Genomic DNA, 22,857 nt, shown 5'->3' with positions numbered 1-22,857 from the left:
CCCGACGGGGCCGTCGGCCCCTTCGTCGCCGTGGCCCGGCACCAGCCGGGGTGGGGGGTCAGGTGCCGGGGGCCGGCGGGGGCCCGACGGGGACGGGGAGGCTGAAGACACCGAGGAACCGCCGGGCGGACGCGGTGTCGCCGGTGACCTCGACCTCCCCGGCACCGACCGCCTCGTCCAGCGCGTATCCGTCGTACACGACGCGGGCGAGCTGGGCGGGCGGGCCGGTGAGGACGGCGTCCGGCCGTTCCGGCGCGCCGCGTTCGACGAGCAGGGTGCCGTCCGCCAGCACGGCGCGGCCGATCTCCTCGCCCACGCGCAGCTCGTAGCTGCCCCGGGCGTCTCCGGCGAGGCCGGGGTCGAAGTTGGTGCGCAGGGAGACCAGGAAGGAGGTGGCGCTGAGGTGGGCGCCGCCGTCGTGCCCGGGTGAACGGATGGCCCAGCGGCCCAGATCACGCAGGACCGGCTCCAACTCCAGGCCCCAGTCGGTGAGTTCGTAGACCGCGACGCTGGTGGGCGGCGGGAGGCGGCGCTTGCGCAGGACGCCGCACCCCTCCAGCTCCGCGAGGCGCTGGGCGAGCACGTTGGTGCCGATGCCGGGCAGGTCAGCGCGCAGCCGCCCGTACCTCTTGGGGCCCAGGAGGAGTTCGCGCACCACCAGCAACGCCCAGCGCTCGCCGATGAGATCGAGTCCGTGGGCCACTCCGCAGGCGTCCTGGTAGCTCCGTTTCTTCGCCATGTCCCGCAGTCTACCTCTCAACTTTCTTTTTGAAAGTGGTCACTTGTTTTCACGAAGTAGCACCCCTACGGTGAGGGCCTCGGCGCCGAGCACCGGCCTGGCGACAACCGGGCCGTCGGCCCCGGTGCCCCCGGGCCGCCGACTCCGGCACGGCCGGGGCGCCGTCGCGACAGACAACTCAGGAGACCGTGAGATGCGCACACTGATCAGCACCGCTTTCGTTTCGCTCGATGGTGTCGTGGAGGCCCCGGGCGGTGAGCCGGGCTACCGGAACTCCGGCTGGACCTTCCAGGAGATCGAGTTCGAGGAGGCGGCGTACGCGATCAAGGGCGAGGAACAGGAGGAGGCGACCGCCCTCCTCCTGGGCCGCACCAGCTACGAGGCGTTCAGCCCCGTGTGGCCGGACATGGCGGAGTTCACCGGGTACAAGGGCATGCCCAAGTACGTCGTCTCCACCACGCTCCGCGAGGACGACCTGGTGGGCGGCTGGGGCGAGACCACCGTCCTGCGCTCGCTGGACGAGGTGGCCGCGCTGAAGGAGACCGAGGGCGGCCCGATCATCGTGCACGGCAGCGCCACCCTCAACCAGCACCTCTCCGACGCCGGGCTGATCGACCGGTACCACCTGCTGGTCTTCCCGCTGCTCCTCGGCGCGGGCAAGCGGCTCTTCAGCGACACGGACAAGGACGCCCAGAAGCTGCGGCTCGTCGCGCACGAGGCGTACGCCAACGGCATCCAGAAGAACGTGTTCGAGGTGGTGCGCTGACCCCGGCCCCGGCCGGGCGGCCGCCCCTCAGGGGCCTGATCCACCGCGGAGGTGGATCAGGCCCCTTCGCGTGTTCCGGGGTCGGGTCCCGGAGGGCGGGAGCGGAACGGGAGCCAAACGGTACCGGGCCGCGCGACAGTTCTTTCTGTCGCACCGGGGAAACGCGGAACAAGCGGGGACGCGCGGGCCGCGAGAACCCGGAGAGACAGCTGGACCCGAACTCCGAAAAACGTGGAAGGGAGGCCGACATGACCTTCAAGAGCATCATTCGCATGGGCGTTGGCTGACCGGTTCCCTGTCGCACCACTTTTTCCGGAAAGGAGGCGAACATGACCGTCAAGACCATCATCCGCCTGGGCAACGGCTGAGCCGCGTTCTCCTGACAGACCGGCACACACCACCCCGGGAGAGGAGGCGAACATGACGTTCAAGAACATCATTCGCATGGGCGTTGGCTGACCGGTTCATCACCGCACTATTTCCGGAGAGGAGGCCAGCATGACTTTCAAGAACATCATCCGCATGGGCGTTGGCTGACCGTCGATCTGGCAACACATATTCCCGGGGCGGTACGGCGTTTCGCCCACCGCCCCGGGCATGTCCCGGGAACGTAGCGACAAGCGTCGAGGAGGTTTCATGAGAATCGCAGTGGCCGGAATCGGCGCCATCGGGTCGCGGCACGTGGAGAACATCCGCGAGGTCGGGCATCAGGCCGTGACGGTGGATTGCGCCCGGCCGGCCGACTACGCCCACGTGGGACAGGTCGCGTCACCCGGAGACCTGGACGCCTGGGTGGTGGCGACCCCGACCGAGACGCACCTCAGCGTCGTCGAGCAGATCCTCCGGCGGGACGGTGGGGCGCGCGTCCTGGTCGAGAAGCCGGTGTGCTCCCCACGGGACCTCGCGTCGCTCACCCGGGTCGTCGCGAACCACCCGCACGCCCGGATCACCGTCAACGACATCTACGCGCACAGCGCGGCGGTGCGGAAGTTCGCGGAGGTGGTGCGGGAGATCCGGGAGAAGCCCGACCCGATCCGGAAGGTCTCCGTCGAGTTCACGAAGAACCGCTGCCGGGACGTGTCCCTCGGACGGTTCGTCGACACCCAGTACGGGGAGGCGGGCTACGAGTGGTTCCACATTCTGAGCGTGCTCCGCGCGGTGCTGCCGAGCGCGGACTACGACGTCCTCGTCCGGTCCGCGCCGGGTTTCGTCACGCCGGACGTGAGCGTGGACGTGATGCTGCCGGGACTTCCGGACATCGAACTCCACGCCTCCACCGTGGGCCGTATCCGGTTCGGGAAACTCGGTGAGCCCGCGTTGCGGTCCCCGCTCGCCCTGGAGCACACCGCCGAGGGATTCATCCCGTTCGGCTCGGAGTTCCGGTACCGCTTCGCGCGGGTGGAGTTCGCCTCGGGACGCGAGGCGTTACTCGCCTTCGAGCCGTACTTCGGCGAGGCGAAGGACTACCGGAACACCCACCTCATCAACGTGCGGGACCCACTGGGCCCTCCGGAGTGGCGTTCGTACACCATCACCTCGAACCAGCTCCGGGAGGGGCTGCTGGTCCAGCTGCACAACCTGGTGCGCGGCTACGACGGCCCCCAGGGAATCCGGCTCCCCGAACACCGGTACCTCACGGCGCTGGCGGAGCGCGTACGGGACAGTCACCAGCACACGCGGAGGGCGATCCATGCCTGAGACGTACTTCGCGCCCGAGGCGGCGCGCACCCGCATGACGGCCGAGGAGTTCCTGGCCGCCTACCCCGACGTGGCGTTCGACCGCGAGCGGGACGCCGCCGACCGGGCCGAGGCCGGGTCGATCCGCGCGCGGCTCGCGGAGTTCGCCGCGTTCCTGGAGAACGGCCCGCCCGAACCGTTCCGCTGGACCGAGCGGGAGGCGAAACGCGTCTCCGCGCACCCGGTGTACCAGGGCGAGGCGTTCGAGGACGCCGCCTTCGACGCGCTGCCCACGCTCAGCCGCTCGGTGCTGCGCGGGCTGCGGGAGCCCTTCGACTACGCGGCCGCGGGCGCCGACACGGTGTACGCGGACCAGACCTCCGGCACCTCCGGCGCCCCGCTGACGGTGGTCTACAGCCCCCGGTTCATGGCGGAGTACCTGCACCTGAACAACGTCAAGGTCGCGATGGTCTCCGGCGTCCCGGAGGTCGGACGGCGGCCGGTGTTCGCGGTGCGGGTCACCGACAGCCCGGACTACCGGGGCGGGATCCTCGTCCCGAACCCGCTCGACGAGGTGGGGCTGAGCCTCATCCTGTACCTCGACACCGGCGACCCGGAGTCCTTCGCCGAACTGGACCGGACGCTGACCGACCTGGCGCCCGAGGTGCTGGTCTCGAAGCCGAGCCTGCACCGGATCATGCTTCAGCACTGGGCGTCCGAGGGCCGCGAGGAGCCACCCTGCCGCCCGCTGCTGACGGTCTCCGGCGGCGCGATGCTGCCGCCCGAACTCCGCGCGGACCTCACGGAGTTCTACCGCTGCCCGGTGAGCAGCAACTACGCCAGCAGCGAGGGCGGCCACCTCGGTTCCGAGTGCGCGCTGGGACGGATGCACCTGGACGAGTCGGTGCACGAGCACTTCGAACTGGTCGACCCCCTGGGCGGCGCCGCCGACGAGCCGGGGATCGGGGAGCTGACGGTCACCTCGCTCAGCAACGACTGCATGCCGCTGGTCCGTTACCGCACCGGCGACCTGGCCCGCATCTCCCGCGAGCGGTGCGCCTGCGGCCAGTTCGGCACCGTGCTGGAGGAGCTGCGTGGCCGCACCAGCGTCGTCTTCGACCTGGGGGAGGGCGCGCTGCTGTCCCCCACCCGCTACATGAACCTGTTCAAGGAGCTTCCGGAACTCCGGGAGTACCAGCTCACCCAGCGGGAGCCGCGCGGCTTCCGGCTGCGGATGGAGCTGCGCCCCGAGGTGCGGCCCGAGGAGCACGAGGCGGCGTACCTGCGGGTGCGGGACGCCATCGCGGCGGGGATGCCCGTACCGGTCGCGCTGGAGTGGGAAGGGTGCGTCTTCGAGACCGAGGGCGCCAAGTTCGCCCGGTTCCGTTGTGAGGTGACGGCATGATCGACCTGTTCTCGCTGGACCCGGCGTCACTGCTGCGGCTGACGCCCGACATGCTCGCGGCCCTGCTGGAGGGAGGCCGCGAGCGGGCCCGGACGAACGACGACGTACACCGGCACGTCGTGGAGACCGTCCAGGCGGACGGCGCCGCCCGCGCCGACCTGCTGCGGGCCTGCCACTTCGAGGCGCCCTTCGGGGAGAGCTGGCTGCACCAGCCGGGGCGCAAGACCCCCTACCTGTCGCTGGAGTTGCTGGCGGAGGCGCTGGGTGAGGGGGAGCTGCGCGCCGCGCTCACCGGCATCGTGCTCTCCCCCTCCGCCTCGATCCCCTTCGACTACCGGGCGCTGGCCGCCGAGGGGCTGGTCCTGGCCGGTGCGCGGGAGCACCTCGCGGAGCTGACGCGGGCCGCCGAGGCCGCCGAGCCGCTGCCGTGGCGCTCCACCGCCACCAAGATCGGCGTGCGCTCGGACGGGGTGGACCACCTCTTCCCCATCCCGCGGAACGTCGAGGAGCGGCTGGAGCTGCTGCGCGCCGCGAGCGCCGCCAAGACGCGGGAGACCACGGCGCTGCTGGCGCGGCGGGTGGTGCGGGCCTGCGCCCGGGAGACCGGGCCGGAGCACGGCGTCGGCGGGGCCGACACGGTCGTGCCGCCCTCGGCGAAGGCGCTGCGCTCGGCCCCCGCCGAGCGGCTGATCGCGGAGGACCTGGGCACCTGGCTGGCCACGCCCGCCGACTACCTCGTCCCCTGGGACCAGGAGCTGGCCGAACCGGCGCCCGGCGAGGCCCCGTTGACGCTGGCGGAGCTGTTGCGCGTCACGCTGCTCTGCCCCGAGTTCAAGCTTCCGGACGTGACGGTCCGGCCGGTGCTGCTGGACTTCTACCGGTCGGTCCTGCGGATCAGCGGCCGGGCGATCATCGGCCTGGGTGCCGGGGTCTTCCACGTGGAGCACGGGGTGGACGCCGACCCCTCGTACCTCTACCTGGGCCGGGACACCGTGCTGGGGAAGGGCACCACGCTCGACTGCGTGGGCGGGGTGGTGCTCCAGCGGGGCGCGTTCCTCGGCGGCGGCTTCATGCCGATCCTCATCCACACCCACAAGCACATCCGCAAGCGGGGCGAGCCCGGCTCCGCCGAGCGCAAGCGCGTCCTGCCAGCCATCTTCGCGGCCGAGGCGGGCGCGCGACTGCCGATGCACGCCATCGGGCTGTTCGAGACCGCGGACTACCTGGGCGCCGACTCCGGGCCCCACGAGGGCATCCGCGCCCTGGCACTGGACGACTGAACGAGCGGGCAGCAGAGCGAGAGAGGACGGATCGACCATGATCAGCGCAGCCGCCACCAGCGCCCCGGCGGGCTTCACCCCCGACGCCTGGGCCGACTTCGAACGGGACGGCCTGCTGGTCGTCGAGGACGCGCTGTCCGGGGACGAGGTCGAGGCGCTGGCGGCGGCCGTCCGCGAGCAGCCGAAGCCGACCGCCATGAACGTCGTGGAGTCCGAGCCCCGGCTGACCGGGATGATCGACGCCCCGTCCCACATCGGCTACGTGTACGACGTGTACGGGGAGATGCTCAAGCTGCTGCGCAGCGAGTACTTCCAGCGGCCGCCGGGGCAGGAGATCCGCAACCGCTGGCACTTCGACGGCCCCCGGGCGCTGCCCTTCGAGGCCTTCCGCCCGCAGGCGCCGCTGCGCGTCAAGGTCGGGTACTGGCTCACCCCGCTCCCCCGGGAGGACATGGGCAACCTCGTCTACATACCCGGCAGTCACCGGTGGCCGCACCACCCCGCGTACCACACGCACCACCCGCACCCCGGGGAGCGGCAGCTGATCGTCCGCCCCGGTGCCATGACGCTGATGTGGGGCGGCCTCTGGCACCGGGTCGCGGAGAACCGGGGCGACACCACGCGGCTCAACCTCTTCCTGGAGTACGGGCCGAGCTGGGTGGTCACCAGCGACCGGCAGCGGTCCGACGCCGGGTGGCTGGCCGGGCTCTCCCGCACCCGCCGCATCATCATGCGGGACTACGAGGACCCCAACGACTGCGTCAAACTCCCCCCGGAGGACGTGCCGTTGTACCTGCCACGGGACGGCGAGGACGATCTGGAGGCGGGCCGCTACAGCGCGGACGTCCCCCTGGAGCTGCGCAAGCGCAGCACCTGGCTGGAGAGGGAGGGCGTGGTGTGACGACGCTTCTGGAGTTCTCCGACCTCTGGTACCGCTACCCGCGCGGCCGGGCGGGCACCGAACCGGTGCTGCGCGGCGCGGCGGCGGGGATCGAGGAGGGCGAGTCGGTCGGCATCGTGGGGCGGAACGGCTCCGGCAAGAGCACCTTCCTGAAGGTGGTCGCCAACCTGCTCCGCCCCACCTCGGGCCGGATCGCCTTCCGCGGGCGGACCGTGCGGGCGAACGACCGGCGGTACCGCTCCGTCGTCAACTACTGCGCGGGGGCGCCGCAGGGTTTCTACCCGCGGCTGACCGCCACCGAGAACCTACGGTTCTTCTCCGGTATGAAGGGCCGGATGCGCACCGCCGCGCAGGCGGGCGAACTGCTGGAGCGCGTGGGGCTGGCGGAGAGCGCGGACGTGGCCTACTCGAAGTTCTCGCTCGGCATGCGGCAGCGGCTGCACCTCGCCGGTCTGCTGCTGGAGCCGTCCGAGGTCTGGATCCTGGACGAGCCGACGACCGGGCTGGACACCGACGGCGTGAAGACGCTGGAGGCGATCCTGGCCGAGGCCACCGGCAAGACGCGGCTGGTGGTCAGCCACGACGCCGACTTCCTGGCGCGGGTGACGGGCAGGCGCGGGGTGCTCGACGAGGGGGTGCTGACGTGGCCCGGTTCCTCCTCTTCCTGATCCGCGTCCAGTGGATCGACCGGATCGCGACCTCCTCGTTCCTGATCGGCATCACCGTGCAGACGGGGCTGCTGACCACCGCCCTCCACCAGCGGGCGGGCGACGCGGGCGAGGCGGTGCTGCTGGCGACCCGCGCCTCGATGCTGACCTGCACGACCATCGTGCTGCTCTCCGCGATGTCGAACGTGCAGAACGAGTTCCGGTACGGCACCGTGGAGCGGATCCTGCTCGGCCGGGTGCCGTTCGCGCGGGTGCTGGGCATCCGCTCCGGCGCCTCCGCGATCGTCGCCTCCCCCGCGATCGTCGTGCCGTACGCCGGGGCGGCGCTGCGCTTCCCCGAACTCCTCGCACCCCACACGGTGTTGCTCGTCGCGATGGTGTACGTGTGCCTGGGCACGCTCTGCTACCAGGCGACGCTGGTCCTGTGCCAGCTGCGGAACGCCGCGCTGGCGGTGCCCTGGCTGCGGATGTTCCTGCTCTTCGTCGGCCTGTCGGTGATCCCCTTCGAGGGGTCGGAGCGGCTGTCGCTGCTGCTGCCCACCGGCTGGCTCGTGCGTTTCGCCGCCGACGGCGGCTCGGACACCTCCGCGTACCTCACCTTCCTCGCGTTCGTCGCGGTGTGCGCCGCCTGGACGGTGGGCGTGTGGCTGCTGCTGCGGCAGCGCGCGCTGCGCGTCGTCGAACGGAACCTCACGGACGGACCGGACCGGCCATGAACCTCCTCACTCCCGCGACGCTGGTGCTGCGCAACCGCGTCCGCCACGAGGGGCGCGGGCAGTTCCTCGGACGGATCGCCGTCCTGTCGCTGCTCAACGTCCTGCTGCTGGGCGCCCTGTTCACCACCGCGTCCGGCGCCTCCTTCGAACTGGGCATGCTCGCCGAGCAGTACGGCTACTTCGTCCCGCTGCTGACGCTGATGGCGGCGGTGGGCACCTGGGAGATCGAGCTGTGGGCGGGCGTGGGCGAGAGCTACCTGCGCAACCCGACGTGGGTGTGGCCCACCCGGCTGCTGCTGACCCTGGTGGAGGTCGCGGTGCCGTTCGTCTTCTTCGTCGTGACGCTGCTCGCGGTGGGCGGGCCGGACGTGCTGGCGCACCTCGTCACGGCCACCGGGATGCTGCTCGCGTTCTCGCTGCTGGGGGCCGCGCTGGGCTTCTGCGTCGGGTTCCGGCACGAGAAGTCGGTGAACAACTTCCTGAGCCTGGCGCCGTGGCTGCTCGGCTTCGGGCCCGGCCCGTTCTTCGGCAACGACGCCTCCGGTCTGGGGCTGCTGTTCCCCGGCGGCTTCTCCGCCCGGGGGGACTTCGTCCTGGAGTGGCTGCGGCTGGCGGCCGTCGCCGTCCTCGCGTACGCGCTCTACCGCTGGGGAAGCCGGGCGCGCCGCCACCGGTTCTTCACCCGCTGACGCCCGGACCAGCACCGCCCCGCACCACCCGGCGCCAACGAGCGCCACCCCCGCACCAACCCGCACCAGCCCGCGGTGAGGCAGCACCGGGCCGGGTGAACGGGCCCACGAGAACGACCGGTTCGACCGGGCATAGCTCAGACATGCCCCAACGGACCGTGGCACCAAGGAGTTTGGAGGACGAGGTGAACACAGACGCGCCGCGGGTGCTGCTGGTGATGCCGGAGCCCCGCGTGCTGAGGGCGGCCGTCGCGGCGGGCCTGGAGCCGTGGTCGGTCGGCGACCCCGCCTGGTCCGCGGCGGTGGACGCGCGCCCCGGAACGCTGGAGGCACGTCACCCCACGGTCCGCGTACGGGACGGCGAGACGCTGCACTCCGTGCTGACCCGGACCGCCCGCGCGCACGCGATCGGCCACATCCTCTACGCCGGGGACGAGGAGGCGGTCCACCTCTCCGTCGAACGCGCCGCCGCGGAGCTGTCCCCCGCCCGCGCCGGGCCGGTGCGCACCCTCCGCGACCCGCGGGCCATGCGGCGCGTCCTCAACCAGGGCGGCGTGTCCGTCGTCCGCGCCGAACCGGCGCCGACCGTGGCGGCCGTACGGTCCCTCGCCGCGCGCCACTCCGGCCCGCTGGTCGTCAAGAGCCCGGGCGCGCCGGGCGCCACGCTGCTGCGCGACGGGGACGACCTCGACCGGTGGGCGGCGGCCGCACCGGCCGGACCGCACCTCGTCGAGGAGTACCTGCCGGGGCCGCGGATCAGCGTGGACACCCTCAGCCGCGAGGGCATGCACACCGTCACCGCCATGACCGCGCACCACCGGCGCGGGGCCGAACTCCTCTATCCGGCGCCGCTGTCGGAGGAGGAGCGGGCCGGGGTGCGGAGCGTGGTGCGGGCCCTGCTGGACCTCGCCGGGTTCGAGACCGGACCGGCGCACACCCGCGTGGTCGTCACCCCGGACGGCCCCCGCATCGCCGCCGCCACGCCCCGGCTCGCTCCCCCGCCGGTCCGCTGCCTGGTGCGCGCCGCCACCGGCCGCCCGCCGGACGAGGACGTGCTGGCCACCCTCGCCGGGGCGGCCCCGCCCCACCACCCCACGCCCGACGGCTCGTTGGCGCTGGGCCGCCTCCCCCTGCCCGGCGCCGCCCCGGAGGTCACCGCCATCCTGGACGACCTCGGCCACAGCCCCCACGTCCGGGACGTCCGCGGCGTCCCCGCCACCGGCCGCCGCCCGGAGCACGTGCGGCTGATCGTGCGCGGGCGGACGGCCCGCGAGGCGGCCGAACGGCTCGCCCGGCTGCGGCGGCGGTGGGAACTCCGCCTGCGGGACGCGGAATCGCGCAGCTCAGGAGGTGGGATCGAGACGGGAACGGGACGGTAGGGGCCGCACGGAGGATCGGTTCCGTCACGTCGGGCACCACCGGTCCTCAGGGAGAGACATGAGCGACGTAACCGGGCTCCACGGCATCCTCTCGACGACGGCTCCGCACCGCGCCCACCTCCTGCCCACCGACGACCAGCAGCCCACCTGAACCGTGCCCCCACGACGGACGGGCGGCCCACCGCGCTCACCCCATGGAAGCCCGCAACTCCTCCTCCGCCGCCCGGTGTTCACGCGCCCGGCCGGTCTCACCCAGCGCCTCCGCCGCGTCGGCGGCGCCGAGCAGCGCCCGCGCCTCCTCCGCCCGGTACCGGATGGCGCTGGCCAGCTCGTGGGCGTGGGTGTGCAGCGCCAGCGCCCGTTCCGCCTCACCCCGGCGCCGGTACAACCCGCCGACCAGGTTCTCCACCTTCGCCTGCCGCGTCGGGCTCCGGCTCGCCCCGGCCAGCTCCAGGGCGTTCGCCGCGAACTCGGACGCCTCCTCGCCCGCCCCCAGCCGCTCGGCGACCTCGGCGGAGAGCGCCAGCGTCAGCGCCACGTCCCCCGCCGGACTCGACACGTCACACAGCGCCCGCGCCTGCCGCAGCGCCGTCTCCGCCTCCTCGTACCGCTCCAGCCCGGCCAGCGCGAAGGCCAGGTCGGTCAGCGCCATCACGTGGTTGTCCCGGTCCCGGAGGCCCCGGTGGAGCGTCAGTGCCCGCCGCGCCGCGTCGGCCGCCTCCTCGTACCGGCCCCACTGCGCGTACAGGGTGCTGAGGTTGGTCAGCGTCTGCGCCTCCGACCACGGGATGTCCAGCGCCCGCTCCAGCTCCAGCGCCCGCTCCAGGTGCGGCAGCGCGTCCGCGTACCGGCCCACCACCGTCAGCAGCAGCCCGATCGTCGACTCCCCGTGCGCCTCGGTGTGCTGGTCGCCCAGCCGCACCGCGACGTCCCGCCCCTCCCGGGCCACCGCCAGGCCCTCGTCGAAGTCGCCCAGCTTCCAGCACGCCACGCCCAGGTTCGACAGGCTGACGCTGAGCAGCGCCACGTCCTCCAGCCGCCGCGCAGCCGCCACCGCGATACGGCCGACGTCCCGGAACTCCTCGAACTGGCCCCGGGAGTTGAGCCAGAAGACCACGTTGCGGGTCAGCCACACCGCGTGCCGGTCCAGGCCGCACCGGTACGCGAGGGAGACCGCGGCGATCAGGCCGCCGTGCTCCCGCTCCAGCCACCGCCCCGCCTCCGCCTCCTCCGCCAGCGCGGGCCGCTCGCCCTCGTAGACGGCGATCCCGGTCAGGCGGCGCTTCCGGCCGGGGAAGAGCAGTTCGCACGCGGTCTCGGAGACCGTCACGCAGTAGTCCAGCAACCGCCGTACCGCGACGGCGTCCTCCTCCTCGGTGGCGGCGCTCCCCTGACTCTGCGCGAAGGTGCGCACCAGGTCGTGGAAGCGGTAGTAGCCGATGTCAGGCTGCTGCAACAGGTGGACGTCCAGGAGCCGTTCGAGCACGTCCTCGGCCTCGCGCGCGGCGACGCCCAGCAGCGCCCCCGCCACGTACACGTCGAGGTCGGCGCCCGGGTGCAGGCCCAGCACGCGGAAGGCGGCGCGGTGCCGCTCGTCCATCGCCTGGTATGAGAGGTGCAGCGTCGCCGCCACGCTCCGGTCACCCGCGCTCAGCTCCTCCAGCCGCCGGGTCTCGTCCCGCAGCCGGTCGACCAGGTACTCCACGGTCCACCGCGGCCGGTTGCGCAGCCGCGCCGCCACGATGCGCAGCGCGAGCGGTAACCGGCCGCACAGGTGCACCAGTTCGCAGGTGGCCTCCGGCTCGGCGGACACCCGGGCCGCGCCCAGGATCTCCCGGATCAGCAGAGTGCTGTCCACGTGCGACATCGGGCCGATGGACAGCCAGTCGGCGCCGTCCAGGTCGACCAGCCGCGCCCGGCTCGTCACCAGGACCAGACAGCTGGGCGCGGCGGGCAGCAGCGGCAGCACCTGGCCGACGTCGGTGGCGTTGTCGAAGAGCAGGAGCAGGCGGCGCGCGGCCAGCGCGGAGCGCCACAGCGCGGCCCGGCCCTCCACGTCGTCGGGGATCCGCTCGTCCGGGGTGCCGAGCGCGCGAAGCAGGGCGTCCAGCGCTGTCGCCGGGGAGACCGGGGACTCGCCCGGCGTGAACCCCCGCAGGTCGAGGTAGAGCTGGCCGTCCGGGAAGTCACCCGCCACCTGGTGCGCGGCGCGCACCGCCAGCGAGGTCTTGCCGCTGCCGCCCATCCCGTCGATCGCGACCAGCCCGCCGTGCCGCCCGCCTCGCTCCGCGCCACCCTTGACGCAGGTCAGCAGCTCGTCCAACTCCCGCTGACGTCCCGAGAAGTCGGACAGGTCGTACGGCAGGGTGCACGGCGTCCGCGACCAGTCCCCCCGCGGCGCGGGCTCGCCCGGCGCCGGGCGAGGCGGTGGCACGGGGGCGGACGGCGCCTCGAACCCGGGCGCGGCCAGCTCCGGCGCCTCCCGCAGGATCGCCTCGTACAGCCCGCTCAGCCGGGGGCCCGGGTCGATCCCCAACTCCTCCAGCAGCAGGTCCCGGACCCGCTGGTACTCCTCCAGCGCCGCCGCCTGCTGACCCGTGCGGTACAGCGCCAGCATCAGATGGCCGCGCAGCGACTCCCGCAACGGCTGCTGCGCGATGAGATTACGCAGGTCGACGACGAGATCGCCCGCCTCACCGAGGCCGAGACGCAGCTCGAAGTACCGCTCGGCCGCCGCCAGTCGGCGCTCCTCCAGCGCCGTGCCCGCCGCCTCGATCAGCGCCCCGCCGACCCCGCCCAGCACCGATCCCCGCCACAGCGCCAGCGCCCGTCGCAACGCGTCGACCGCGGCGGGGAGTTGGTCCTCGGCGGCGGCGCGGCCCGCCTCGCGGAGGTGGGTGTCGAACTCGGTGAGGTCCAACTCGCCCTCGTCCAGCACCGCCCGGTAGCCCGGGCCGTCGGTGAGGATCACGCCGCCGCCGTCCGGCAGCCGCCGCCGCAGGTCGGCCACGGCCTTGCGGATCTGGTGCGGGGCGGTCGCGGGGGGATCGTCGTCCCACGCGGCCTGGACGAGCCGGGAGACCGGCACCACCCGGCCGGGCTCCAGCAGCAGGGTCGTCAGCACACGTTCCTGGATCGCGCCGCCCAGCCGCAGCCGCGTCCCGCCGAGCCAACCCTCCAGCGGCCCGAGGATGTTGAACCGCAGCGCCCCGTCCTCCCGCCCGGACATGGCTCCACCGCCCCCGTTTGTCGGCAGGCCCCCGGAGGGACCTCGCGCCATGGACGGGACCGAGGGGCGGCGCCGCGTGTCGCTGGCGCGCGGGACGACCACACCGGTTCCGGATGGCGCACTTGCTCGTGACACCGGCCCGTCACCGCGTGGCCAAACCGGCGGCAACCGGACGTACGCACTGTGGATACCCCGTCGAGCGGGTGCGGAACTCCGAACTTCGAACGCCCGTCCATGCTTGCACAGTTACGCAAGAACCAGCAAGAGCTGGACCCCCAGCCACCCCACCGCCCCACTCCCCCCGCCCCTCACCTCTACCGCCGAACCGGAAGCGCCCCCGCACGCCCACCCGATGACCCGCCCGGCTGGACCACACACCCGGGAGCGGACGCCCGAGAAGATCCCCGGCGCCCGGACCGGGCCGGACCAGACGGAACCCGACGGGACGCCGGCTCCCCTCCGGGAACCCGAACAGGCGTGTAGACGTTGCCGGTTGGGGAAGCGGAACGAGCAGCGCTCCGCACCCGGCCACCCCTGGCGGCCACCGGGAATCCGCACTCGCGCACGTTCCGGGCACACGCGTGGGTACGGGAACAGCCTCCGCCAGTACCCTACTTGCATGAAGACGCAAGAACAGGACTGGGACGCGGAGGCCGCCGAACGGGCGGTGGCCGTACTGAAGGCGGTCTCCGACCCGTCGCGGTACCGGCTGCTGTGGGAACTCAGCCACGGCGAGATGCCGGTGGGCGCCCTGGCCGAGACCCTGGGCGCCCACCTGGCCGCGACCTCACAGCACCTCGCGAAACTGCGGGCGGCCGGACTGGTCAGCTCCCGGCGCGAGGGCACCCGCGTCTTCTACCGCACCGCGGGCACGCACATACGCGGCCTGCTGGAGGAAGTGGCCCTGGTAGCCGACCACCCCGGCGACCCCCCACCCCCCACACCCCCAACCCCCTGAACCCCGCGCCGTCCCCCTCCCCTCCGCCAACCCCTCCCCAACACTCCCCACCACCGGCTCCCCAGCCCCGCGCGGCCACGCGACGCCTCGCGACGCGGGACGACCCCGGCCCGCACTGTCCCTCGACACCATCGCCGAACGTCCGGCGGCCACAGCATGGTTAGGCTGACCGCGAGAGGTGATCGCCGCGCGCCGCGCGGAGGACCCAGGGACACGAAGACCGGAGGTAGGGGTGGAGTCGGGAGGCGCCTCGGCCATACGTGTACCGGTCGGCCCGAACTCCAGTCGCTGGACCAGTCGTTCGGCGTCCAGGCGGGTGCTCCTCGTCGTCCACAACGTCACCTCGGCGGGACGGCTGCTGGACGTGCTGCCGCTCTTCCACGACGACTTCCGGGTGCAGCTCCTGGCCACCTCGACGGGGTCGTCCGCCTTCCAGGCCGGGATCCACGAGCTGCTCAGCGAGGTCGGTCTTCCCGTCCTCCCCTGGCGGCAGGCCCTGCACACCGAGGTGGACCTCGCGGTCTCCGCCAGTTTCGGCGGCGAACTCCAGGAAATAAAGGGCAAGTTGGCGGTTCTCTCGCACGGAGTTGGATACACTAAGAAGCTGCGCCGGGAGCCGGGAGCCGGGAGCCGGGAGCCGGGAGCCGGGAGCCGGGAGCCGGGAGCCGGGAGCCGGGAGCCGGGAGCCGGGAGCCGGGAGCCGGGAGCCGGGAGCCGGGAGCCGGGAGCCGGGAGCGGGAGCCGGGAGCGGGAGCCGGGAGCCGGGAGCCGGGAGCCGGGAGCGGGAGCCGGGAGCCGGGAGCCGGGAGCCGGGAGCCGGGAGCCGGGAGCCGGGAGCCGGGAGCCGGGAGCCGGGAGCCGACGTTCGGTCTGTCCCGCGAGTGGTTGCTGGAGGACGGCCTCCCCTACGTCGACGGCCTGGTGCTCTCCCACCCCGAGCAGCTGGTGCGGCTGCGCCGGGAGTGCCCCGAGGCGGGGGACACGGCTCGGCTGGCCGGGGACCCCTGCTTCGACCGGATGCTCGCGGCACGTCCCCGCCGGGAGTGGTTCCGGCGCGCGCTGGGCGTACGCGACGGCCAGCGGCTCGTCGTCCTCAACTCCACCTGGAATCCCGAGGGTTTCTTCGGTGACGGCGGGGGCACGGACGTACTGCCCACGTTGCTCCCCCGGCTCGCCGAGGAACTGCCGGTCGACGAGTTCCGTCTCGCGGCTGTGCTGCATCCGAACATCTGGTACGGGCACGGCCCGGGGCAGGTGCGCGCGTGGCTGGACCGGGCGCGGCGGCACGGCCTGACCCTGATCGACCCGGTACACGGCTGGCGGCAGGCGCTCCTCGCCGCTGACCTCGTGCTTGGGGACTTCGGCGCGGTCACGTACTACGCCGCCGCCCTGGGCACCCCGGTACTGCTGGCCGCGTCCGCATCGGACCGGCTGGACCCGGACACGCCGCTGGCGGCCTTCGTGCGCGAGGCTCCCCGGCTGGATCCGTGGGGATCGTTGCGGGAGCAGCTGAGCGGCCCGCGGTCCCGGCTCCGCCGGCCGAACGACCCGGCGGAGTACGTCTCCTCAGCGCCGGGCGGTTCGGCGGCGCTGCTGCGCACCCTGTTCTACGGGCTGCTGGAGCTGCCCGAGCCCGAGGGGGACGCCTCGCTGGAGCCCCTGCCGCTGCCCCCGTACACCCCGCCCCGGCACACCTGCCCGCTGGTGGTGCGCACCCACGTCGACGGCCGGGACGTGGTGGTCGAGCGGTCCGCCGCGCCCCCGTACGGCACGGAACTGGAGACACACCTGGCGGTGCACGAGGACGCCCGGAACCCGCACGACCTGGCGCGGGCGGACGTCCTCGTCCGTGAGGGTCCGCCGGACGACCCCCGGTTCGGTGGCGCGGACCGCTGGGCCGCCGAGACGCTGCGGCACCACCCGCAGTGCGCGCTGGCCGCCTACGTCAGCGGGCGGGAAACGTGCACGGTGCGGGTCCGGGACGTGGGCGCGTTCGAGCTGACCACCGGAGCCGACGCCGACCTCGATCCGGCCGCCGCCGCTTCGGCCCTGCACGCCTGGCTCGTCCGGGGCGGTGTGGTTCCCGAGGGCGGCACGCGACTCCGGGTCCACGTGGCCGACGGCGTCCACTCGGTGGAGGTCCGGCCCGCTACCTGGCCGGGACGCACCGGTCCCGGAGACCGCTGAGGTAGTCGAGGTGCGGGGTCGCCGCCGGGTCGAGGAGCCGCTCGGCCTCGTCGATCCGCTCCAGCGCCGCCGCGTACTGGCCCGCGTCGCAGTGCGCCTCCGCCAGGTCCGTCAGCGCCCGGGCCCGGTTGTAGTCCTCGCCGTGTTCCGCGAAGAAGTCCACCACCTCCGCCAGGAGCTGACGGGACTCCGCGAGACGGTCCATACCGCGCAGGGCGCGTGCCCGGTGCCGCTTGACGAGCGTCAGCGCGCGCGGCAGATCGGCGGCCCCCTCCTCGCCCGCGGTGATCTCCCGGTACACCCGCTCCGCCTCGACGAACAGCTCGTGGGCCGACTCCCAGCGCAGCTGGTACAGCAGTGTCAGCCCCAGCAGTTCGACCGCCGAGGCCACCCCGCGGAGGTGTTGCGCGGCCCGCTCACTGTCGATGGCGGCGCGGACCTGCTGGTCCGCCTCCTCCCGCTGGCCCAGCGCGTCCAGGCAGTGGCCGAGCTGGAAGTGGAGGGCGCCCGCCATCCGGGAGTCCGCCCGGTGGGCGTCGGCGAGCTGGACGGCGGTCCGCAGCGCGGGCAGCACCTCGTCCCAGTAGCCCGCCTTGAGCTGGAGGGGCCACAGCGCACGGGCCAACAGCAGGGCGATGTCGTGGTGTTGGTACTCCTCCGCCACGGTGACCGCGCGGGTCAGGTTGCCGACCTCGGCCCGCAGCAGCGCCAGCCCCGCGGCCTCGGTGGCCGGCGGTGTTCCGTCGGCCGGGGCCAGATCGGTACGCCAGCTCTGCGGCAGGGCCGCGCGCGCCGCGTGCAGCGCCCCGTCCCGCAGCGCGTGCAGCGTCCGGCTGACCGCCGCGAAGCACTCGGGGACGCCGTGTTCCGGACCGGCCAGGTGGGCCAGGTACCGGCTCACTCCTGGCCGCATCAGGTACCGGTCGTCCGGCAGCGCCTCCACCAGCCCCACGTCCGCCGCCTCGGCGAGCATCCGGGCGGCCTCGTCGGCCGGGACGTCCGCGGCGGCCGCCGCCAGCCGGGCGTCGACGCTCGGCCAGCCGCCCAGCGCGGTCAGCCGACAGAGGCGGGAGGTCTCCCGACTCACCCGCCGGCAGGCGGCGCGGGCCGCGTCCCAGACCGGGTCGGTGCCGGACGGCGTGTCCACCGTGTCGCTCACCTCCGGCCGCCCACTCAGCAGCCGCTCCGCCGCGGCACGCAGCGCGAAGGCGTTGCCCGCGCACTCCGCCAGCACCTCGGAGACGGGTGGCCGGGCCCGCGCCACGTTCTCCCTGCCCGCCACCGCCCGCAGCATCCGCCGGGAGTCGCTCCGGCTCAGCGGTGGCACCGGGACGCGCTCGGCCTCCAGCATGAAGGGCGGGCCGGACGCCACCACCAGCAGGAACACCCCGGAACTGGCGGGGACGAGCTGGCGGACCTGGGCGAGGGAGGAGACGTGGTCGACCACGACGAGCAACTGCCGCCCGGCGGTCAACTCCCGGTAGCGGTCGACGCGTCCGGCCTCGGTCGGCGGGACGCGGTCCGACGCGACACCCATCCGGTGCAGCAGTCGCAGCAGCACGGTGGCCGGGTCCGGGGTACTGGTGCCACCCGGCTCGCGGAGGTCGACGTAGTACTGACCGTCCCGGTAACGCCCGGCCCGCGTGGCACCCCAGTGCAGGGCGACGGCGGTCGTGCCGATACCGGGTGGGCCGTGCAGCAGGACGGCTCGCGGACGGCCGTCGTACGCGCGTGACGCCTCACGGTCCAGACTCCGCAGGACGGGCTGCCGGTCGGTGAAGTGCCGGGTGGCGGGGGGCAGTCCGGGGCCGCCGGTCAGCCGTGCGGGCGCCCCCGGGTGGCTGCTGACCAGCCGGGACCACTCGTCCGACCGCTCGGGGTTCTCCCGCAGACGCGACTCCAACTCCCGTGCCAGGAGGTCGATCCCGGTCCGATCCTCCGGAATCCGGACCTCCCTCCCCAGGGTTCTGCGCGCCAAAGCACCTGTGGAAAGGAGGAGTTGCTTTCCCATCTCTCCGGCGGCGCCGTTCCCCACCCCGGAGATGAACGTGGTGAGCACACTGGCTGTCACGACGTCGAGCACGTCGGCCCTCCCCTGGTCCCGATTCGGCTCCCGACCGTGGACTGTATCCCCCGTCGCCCGCGCGCGGAAAACGGTGGGAATCGTCCAACTCCCCACCTCAGCCCAGAAGATGCCGCCCAGCGAGCGCCGGGAGGGCAGCCGGCGCGGAGGTTCGACGGCACCCCCCGAGGTCCGGCCGCGACGCCGCTCGGTCGGCGCGCCCGCCTCGCCGGGGTCAGCCGCCCGTCCTCCGCCCCTGCGGTGCCGTCGGGCCTCACCCTCCGGACACACCCTTCAGCAATCAGAACCGATCAGAGTCCATGACGCTTCTGGCGGACTCGCGCGCACGACAGTCGCTCCTGAGCACGTACCGACATCGGGCCGCACTGTCCGCCGGGCCCGCCTACTCTGCTGCCCCTCATCACTAGCGGTGACCGAACTCCCCCGTGGGGGAGTCCGGTTGGACGCGCGGGCGCACGGAACGCGCCCGCCTCCCACACCCGGAAAGGCGGAGCGGGATGGAAGCGGCACAGTCGCTGTGCCTGGGCGCCCTGGTACTGCTGATCGTCGTTGTGCGGCGCTGGATGCTCTACCCCGGTGGCTGGGACCCGATGTTCAGCGCGGAGTACGAGAAGCGCCGGGGCGCCCTGCACTATCGGCGCCGGAGACTCCGGGAGGCCCACCAGGCCGGCGAGCGGCGTCGGAGGGTTGCCGCCCAGCGGGTGGCACGAGCCGAGCGGGACTACCGAAGCTCGGTGGCCTCCGCCGAGGGACAGCTGCGGAGACTGCACAGCGAGGGACCCGGCGACCGGCTCACCGGCCTGGGCCGGATCACGCTGTACGAGCGCACCGTCCGCCTCTCCGCCGCGGACGGCGAGCTGGACGCCGACACCGGGAGCCACGCACCAGCCGACGGCCCCTTCGAGGACTTCCCGCTGGAGGGGCTGGAGGTAGAACGCGGGACGTACTCCTCCACCGGGGACATGTACCTGACGCTCCGGTGGAAGACGGCGAAGACGGTCCGGGTGGGTTATCCCGGCGCCGACTACTCCGAGCGCGACGTGCACCGGCTGGAGCTGGAGCTGGAGGACGCGGCGCGCGGGGCGAGGAAGGCCCGGGAGCAACGGGCACGGAGCATCGCCGCGGCCGAGGAACGGCTCGCAGAAGCCCGCGCGGACACCGAAGCCATCGAGGAGGCCCGGGCGAACTCAGCGCGGGTGGAGGCCGAAGAGGCGGAGAACACCGACGTCTCGCGGGCCCACGAAGAGTTGGAGGCGGAACGGGACACCTGGGAGTCCGTCACCGGGCGTCGCCCGCTGCTGTAGGCACGTCCGCCTGTTGTGGGCGCGGCGGTGCGCCCGACGCGGCTGTGCGCCCGACGCGGCTGTGCGTCCGCGCACCGCCCGCCTCCGCCCACGTGCCCCACGCGAGCCCCGCGCACGGGCGGGCCGCGACAACACGGCGGACCCGCCCCGGGAGTTCCCCGGGACGGGTCCGCCGTACGTGTGTCACCCGCGCCGATCAGCCACCGGGCCGGTCAGCCACGGACGGGCCGTGGGTCAGCCGTTGCGCTTCCAGCGGGGCTTGTCGGCACGGCGGTCGAAGGAACCGCTCCGCCCGCCGCCACCGCCACCGGCGCCACCGCGCCGGTCGTCACCGCTCCGGCCGTAGGGCCGGTGGCCGCCGCCGTCCCGGCGGTGCTCGCTCCGACGGTGGTCGTCACGGCGGTGGTCGTCACGACGGTAGCTGCCGCGACCACCCTCCGGGCGGCCCTCGGAACGGCCCCGGTCGCGCTCCCGGGTGTCCCGGTCGCGGTTGCCGGGGCGCCGGTCGTCCCGGTCCCGGCGGTAGCCACCACGGTCCCGGTCGAACGGACGACGGCCCTGACCACCCTGGCCACGGCCCCCGCGCTCGCCACCGCGCTCCTGGGCGGCGCGCTCCCGCTGACGGCGCTCGCGCTCCCGCTTCTCCTGGCGCTCGGCCTCCGCCTGACGCTCGGCCTCGGCGCGCGCCTCGGCCTCCGCGATCACGGCCTCCGCCTCGGCGGCGGCGGCGACGGCCGCGTCCGGGTCGTCCCCGCGCTCACGCGCGGCGCGCACGGTCAACTGGGTTGCCTCGTCCCGCAGTTCGGAGGCGCGACGCTGGAGCTGCTCCAGCTTCCGGGTGAGTTCACGCGCCTCACGCTCGGTCTGCCGGGCCTCGCTCGCCGTCGACTCCGCCTGGAGTTCGGTGAGCGAGCGGGCGCCGGTGATCTGGGCGACCTCCTCGTCGAACACGTCGCCCCGGCCGATGACGTGCCGCGAGGCGTCCACCCCGGCGTCCTCCATCAGCCGGAAGGTCTGCCGCCGCTGGTGCGGCAGCGCCAGCGAGACGACGGTGCCGGACTCGCCCGCCCGCGCGGTACGGCCCGAACGGTGCAGGTAGTCCTTGTGGTCCCCGGCCGGGTCGACGTTGAGCACCAGGTCGATGCCGTCGACGTGGATACCGCGCGCGGCCACGTCCGTGGCGACCAGGGCCTGGACCTTGCCGCCCTTGAAGTCCTCCAGGGTCCGCGTCCGGGCGCCCTGCGTCATGCCGCCGTGCAGCGCGTCCGCGCTCACGCCGACCTCGCGCAGCTGCTCGGCCACCCGGTCCGCGCCGAGCTGCGTGCGGACGAAGATGATGGTGCGGCCCTTGCGCGCGGCGATGGCCGCCGTCACCGGGGCCTTGTCGCGCGGCTTCACCACGAGCACGTGGTGGGTCATGGTGGTGACGGCGCCCTGCGCGGCGTCCACCTCGTGGCTGACCGGGTTCACCAGGTACCGCTTGACCAGGGAGTCGATCTCCTTCTCCATGGTGGCGGAGAAGAGCATCCGCTGGCCGCCCTCGGGCACCAGGTCGAGCAGCTCGGTGACCTCGGGCAGAAAGCCCAGGTCGGCCATCTGGTCGGCCTCGTCGAGGATCGCCACCTCGGTGTCGTCCAGCGAGCAGGCGGAACGGTTGATCAGGTCCCGCAGCCGCCCGGGGGTGGCCACGAGGATGTCGACGCCGCGCTCCAGCGCCGCGATCTGGTTGCCCATCGAGGTGCCGCCGCAGACCACCTTCAGCTTGAGGCCGAGGGTGTCGCCGTACGGCTGGAGGGCGTCCGAGACCTGCATCGCCAGCTCGCGGGTGGGCGTCAGGATGACGCCGCGCGGCCGCTTGCGCTGCGTACGGGCCCCGCTGAGCCGGGTGAGCAGCGGCAGGCCGAAGGAGAGGGTCTTGCCCGAGCCGGTGCGGCCCCGGCCGAGGATGTCCTTGCCGGCCAGGGCGTCCGGGATGGTCGCGGCCTGGATCGGGAACGGGGTGGTCACACCGTTCTGGGCCAGCTTGCGGACGACCGGCTCGGCGAGCCCGAGGCTGGCGAAGGTGACCGTTTCGCCGTCGGCGCCGTCGTCCACCGAACCGGCGTCCTCGGAGCCCTCCGCGAGCTCGGCGTCCTCGGGGATTTCGGTGTTCTGGGGGTTCTCGGCGTGCTGGACGTTCGCGGTCAGCGCCGCGTCGTCCTGGGGAAGCTCGGTGGTGTCCCCGGCATCGCCGGGGTGGACGGCGCCCTCTTCGAGCAGGGCGGCGTCAGGGATGGTGACAGACATGCGTAATGCGAACCTTCCGGAGTCATGTCGGCACGCGCCCAGAACTCCGTGAATTTCGCAAAGAACCGCCTCTGTGCGGTCAACCACGGTCAGATAGGAACGCGCCACGCGGCGCGCTCTGTGGTGGCGCCGGGCAAAGAATCAAACGATCTATGAGGATACGCATCCGGAGGGGGAGGGCGCAAATGAGCTTCAGGGCGTCGACTCCGGCGCGGACGCGGTCCCGGTGGGCCCGTCGGGCGGCGGCGCACCGGTCTCCGGGGGTTCCTCGGAGGGGGGATCGGAGCTGTGTGGAGGCGGCGGAATCCCCCACGGCGGACGGGACGGACGCTCCGGCCGACCCTCCGTACCACCGGTACCGCCCGTCGCACGCCCCGGGGAGTCCGGCCGCCGGGGACGCCCCCGCTCGCCCCCGTCCCCAGCCCGGCCCCGGTCCCGGTCCCGGTCCCGGTTCCCACGCGTCCCACCGGCCGGCTCACCCGCGCCGACGGGCTCTCCGTCCCCGGCGGTCTCCCGCCCACCGCCGCGCGACCCGGCGGAGTGACCGGTCTCACCCGGCCCGTCGCCCCGCTCCGGCGCCGCTCCCCCGC

16 protein-coding genes are annotated in these 22,857 nt (G+C 73.5%); 12 read left to right on the top strand and 4 right to left on the bottom strand.

Annotated features, from left to right (window positions below):
* Positions 1-58: 58 nt before the first annotated feature.
* On the bottom strand, positions 59-739 hold the full coding sequence (locus E0L36_RS23245; RefSeq protein WP_180931238.1) for a winged helix-turn-helix transcriptional regulator: 681 nt from the start codon (positions 737-739) through the stop codon (positions 59-61).
* 193 nt (positions 740-932) lie between these two features.
* Between E0L36_RS23245 and E0L36_RS23240 the strand changes: the two genes are divergently transcribed.
* The 9 genes from E0L36_RS23240 to E0L36_RS23200 all read left to right on the top strand — a co-directional run bounded on the left by E0L36_RS23240 (position 933) and on the right by E0L36_RS23200 (position 10,220).
* The gene (locus E0L36_RS23240; protein WP_180931237.1) at positions 933-1,505 is read left to right on the top strand and encodes a dihydrofolate reductase family protein; all 573 of its coding nucleotides are present in this window, start codon (positions 933-935) and stop codon (positions 1,503-1,505) included.
* 636 nt (positions 1,506-2,141) lie between these two features.
* A complete protein-coding gene (locus E0L36_RS23235; protein ID WP_180931236.1) occupies positions 2,142-3,203 on the top strand; it encodes a Gfo/Idh/MocA family oxidoreductase in 1,062 nt (353 codons plus the stop codon).
* On the top strand, positions 3,196-4,587 hold the full coding sequence (locus E0L36_RS23230) for a phenylacetate--CoA ligase family protein (protein ID WP_180931235.1): 1,392 nt from the start codon (positions 3,196-3,198) through the stop codon (positions 4,585-4,587). Before E0L36_RS23235 ends, E0L36_RS23230 begins: the two co-directional genes overlap by 8 nt.
* Complete coding sequence (locus tag E0L36_RS23225) at positions 4,584-5,867, top strand: hypothetical protein (RefSeq protein ID WP_219636999.1); 1,284 nt, start codon at positions 4,584-4,586, stop codon at positions 5,865-5,867. The genes E0L36_RS23230 and E0L36_RS23225 overlap by 4 nt, the downstream gene beginning before the upstream one ends.
* 37 nt (positions 5,868-5,904) lie before the next feature.
* Entirely contained in the window at positions 5,905-6,768 is an 864-nt protein-coding gene (locus E0L36_RS23220; protein WP_180931234.1) for a phytanoyl-CoA dioxygenase family protein, read from the top strand.
* On the top strand, positions 6,765-7,436 hold the full coding sequence (locus E0L36_RS23215) for an ABC transporter ATP-binding protein (protein ID WP_180931233.1): 672 nt from the start codon (positions 6,765-6,767) through the stop codon (positions 7,434-7,436). The genes E0L36_RS23220 and E0L36_RS23215 overlap by 4 nt, the downstream gene beginning before the upstream one ends.
* The gene (locus tag E0L36_RS23210) at positions 7,412-8,152 is read left to right on the top strand and encodes a hypothetical protein (RefSeq protein ID WP_180931232.1); all 741 of its coding nucleotides are present in this window, start codon (positions 7,412-7,414) and stop codon (positions 8,150-8,152) included. Before E0L36_RS23215 ends, E0L36_RS23210 begins: the two co-directional genes overlap by 25 nt.
* Positions 8,149-8,841, top strand: a complete 693-nt coding sequence (locus E0L36_RS23205) for a hypothetical protein (protein ID WP_180931231.1) — start codon at positions 8,149-8,151, stop codon at positions 8,839-8,841. The genes E0L36_RS23210 and E0L36_RS23205 overlap by 4 nt, the downstream gene beginning before the upstream one ends.
* Positions 8,842-9,026: 185 nt before the next feature.
* A complete protein-coding gene (locus E0L36_RS23200) occupies positions 9,027-10,220 on the top strand; it encodes an acetyl-CoA carboxylase biotin carboxylase subunit family protein (RefSeq protein ID WP_180931230.1) in 1,194 nt (397 codons plus the stop codon).
* A gap of 187 nt (positions 10,221-10,407) precedes the next feature.
* On the opposite strand, the gene E0L36_RS23195 is transcribed toward E0L36_RS23200, so the two are convergent.
* Positions 10,408-13,449, bottom strand: a complete 3,042-nt coding sequence (locus E0L36_RS23195; protein WP_219636998.1) for an AfsR/SARP family transcriptional regulator — start codon at positions 13,447-13,449, stop codon at positions 10,408-10,410.
* Between the two features lie 619 nt (positions 13,450-14,068).
* On the opposite strand from E0L36_RS23195, the gene E0L36_RS23190 reads away from it, so the two are divergent.
* Together E0L36_RS23190 and E0L36_RS23185 are read left to right on the top strand one after the other, a co-directional pair.
* Complete coding sequence (locus tag E0L36_RS23190; protein ID WP_180931229.1) at positions 14,069-14,407, top strand: metalloregulator ArsR/SmtB family transcription factor; 339 nt, start codon at positions 14,069-14,071, stop codon at positions 14,405-14,407.
* 885 nt (positions 14,408-15,292) lie between these two features.
* The gene (locus tag E0L36_RS23185; RefSeq protein ID WP_374705579.1) at positions 15,293-16,594 is read left to right on the top strand and encodes a hypothetical protein; all 1,302 of its coding nucleotides are present in this window, start codon (positions 15,293-15,295) and stop codon (positions 16,592-16,594) included.
* On the opposite strand, the gene E0L36_RS23180 is transcribed toward E0L36_RS23185, so the two are convergent.
* On the bottom strand, positions 16,557-18,677 hold the full coding sequence (locus tag E0L36_RS23180) for a tetratricopeptide repeat protein (RefSeq protein WP_180931228.1): 2,121 nt from the start codon (positions 18,675-18,677) through the stop codon (positions 16,557-16,559). The genes E0L36_RS23185 and E0L36_RS23180 overlap by 38 nt on opposite strands.
* Before the next feature lie 497 nt (positions 18,678-19,174).
* Between E0L36_RS23180 and E0L36_RS23175 the strand changes: the two genes are divergently transcribed.
* Positions 19,175-19,981: a hypothetical protein gene (locus tag E0L36_RS23175; RefSeq protein ID WP_180931227.1), complete on the top strand. Its 807-nt coding sequence runs from the start codon at positions 19,175-19,177 to the stop codon at positions 19,979-19,981.
* A 234-nt stretch (positions 19,982-20,215) separates the two neighbouring features.
* On the opposite strand, the gene E0L36_RS23170 is transcribed toward E0L36_RS23175, so the two are convergent.
* The gene (locus E0L36_RS23170; RefSeq protein ID WP_180931226.1) at positions 20,216-22,267 is read right to left on the bottom strand and encodes a DEAD/DEAH box helicase; all 2,052 of its coding nucleotides are present in this window, start codon (positions 22,265-22,267) and stop codon (positions 20,216-20,218) included.
* Positions 22,268-22,857: the final 590 nt, after the last annotated feature.

This window comes from Streptomyces sp. AJS327 (assembly GCF_013450295.1).
GTDB lineage: Bacteria > Actinomycetota > Actinomycetes > Streptomycetales > Streptomycetaceae > Streptomyces.
Note: the sequence above shows the minus strand (reverse complement) of the source record. Positions and strands in the feature narration are given on the sequence as shown.

Excerpts from the sequence above, each read along its gene's own strand:
- E0L36_RS23175 (WP_180931227.1), top strand. The coding sequence starts at position 19,175 with ATGGAAGCGGCACAGTCGCTGTGCCTGGGCGCCCTGGTACTGCTGATC.
- E0L36_RS23220 (WP_180931234.1), top strand. The coding sequence starts at position 5,905 with ATGATCAGCGCAGCCGCCACCAGCGCCCCGGCGGGCTTCACCCCCGAC.
- E0L36_RS23235 (WP_180931236.1), top strand. The coding sequence starts at position 2,142 with ATGAGAATCGCAGTGGCCGGAATCGGCGCCATCGGGTCGCGGCACGTG.
- E0L36_RS23240 (WP_180931237.1), top strand. The coding sequence starts at position 933 with ATGCGCACACTGATCAGCACCGCTTTCGTTTCGCTCGATGGTGTCGTG.
- E0L36_RS23245 (WP_180931238.1), bottom strand. The coding sequence starts at position 739 with ATGGCGAAGAAACGGAGCTACCAGGACGCCTGCGGAGTGGCCCACGGA.
- E0L36_RS23225 (WP_219636999.1), top strand. The coding sequence starts at position 4,584 with ATGATCGACCTGTTCTCGCTGGACCCGGCGTCACTGCTGCGGCTGACG.
- E0L36_RS23195 (WP_219636998.1), bottom strand. The coding sequence starts at position 13,449 with ATGTCCGGGCGGGAGGACGGGGCGCTGCGGTTCAACATCCTCGGGCCG.
- E0L36_RS23230 (WP_180931235.1), top strand. The coding sequence starts at position 3,196 with ATGCCTGAGACGTACTTCGCGCCCGAGGCGGCGCGCACCCGCATGACG.
- E0L36_RS23205 (WP_180931231.1), top strand. The coding sequence starts at position 8,149 with ATGAACCTCCTCACTCCCGCGACGCTGGTGCTGCGCAACCGCGTCCGC.
- E0L36_RS23170 (WP_180931226.1), bottom strand. The coding sequence starts at position 22,267 with ATGTCTGTCACCATCCCTGACGCCGCCCTGCTCGAAGAGGGCGCCGTC.
- E0L36_RS23190 (WP_180931229.1), top strand. The coding sequence starts at position 14,069 with ATGAAGACGCAAGAACAGGACTGGGACGCGGAGGCCGCCGAACGGGCG.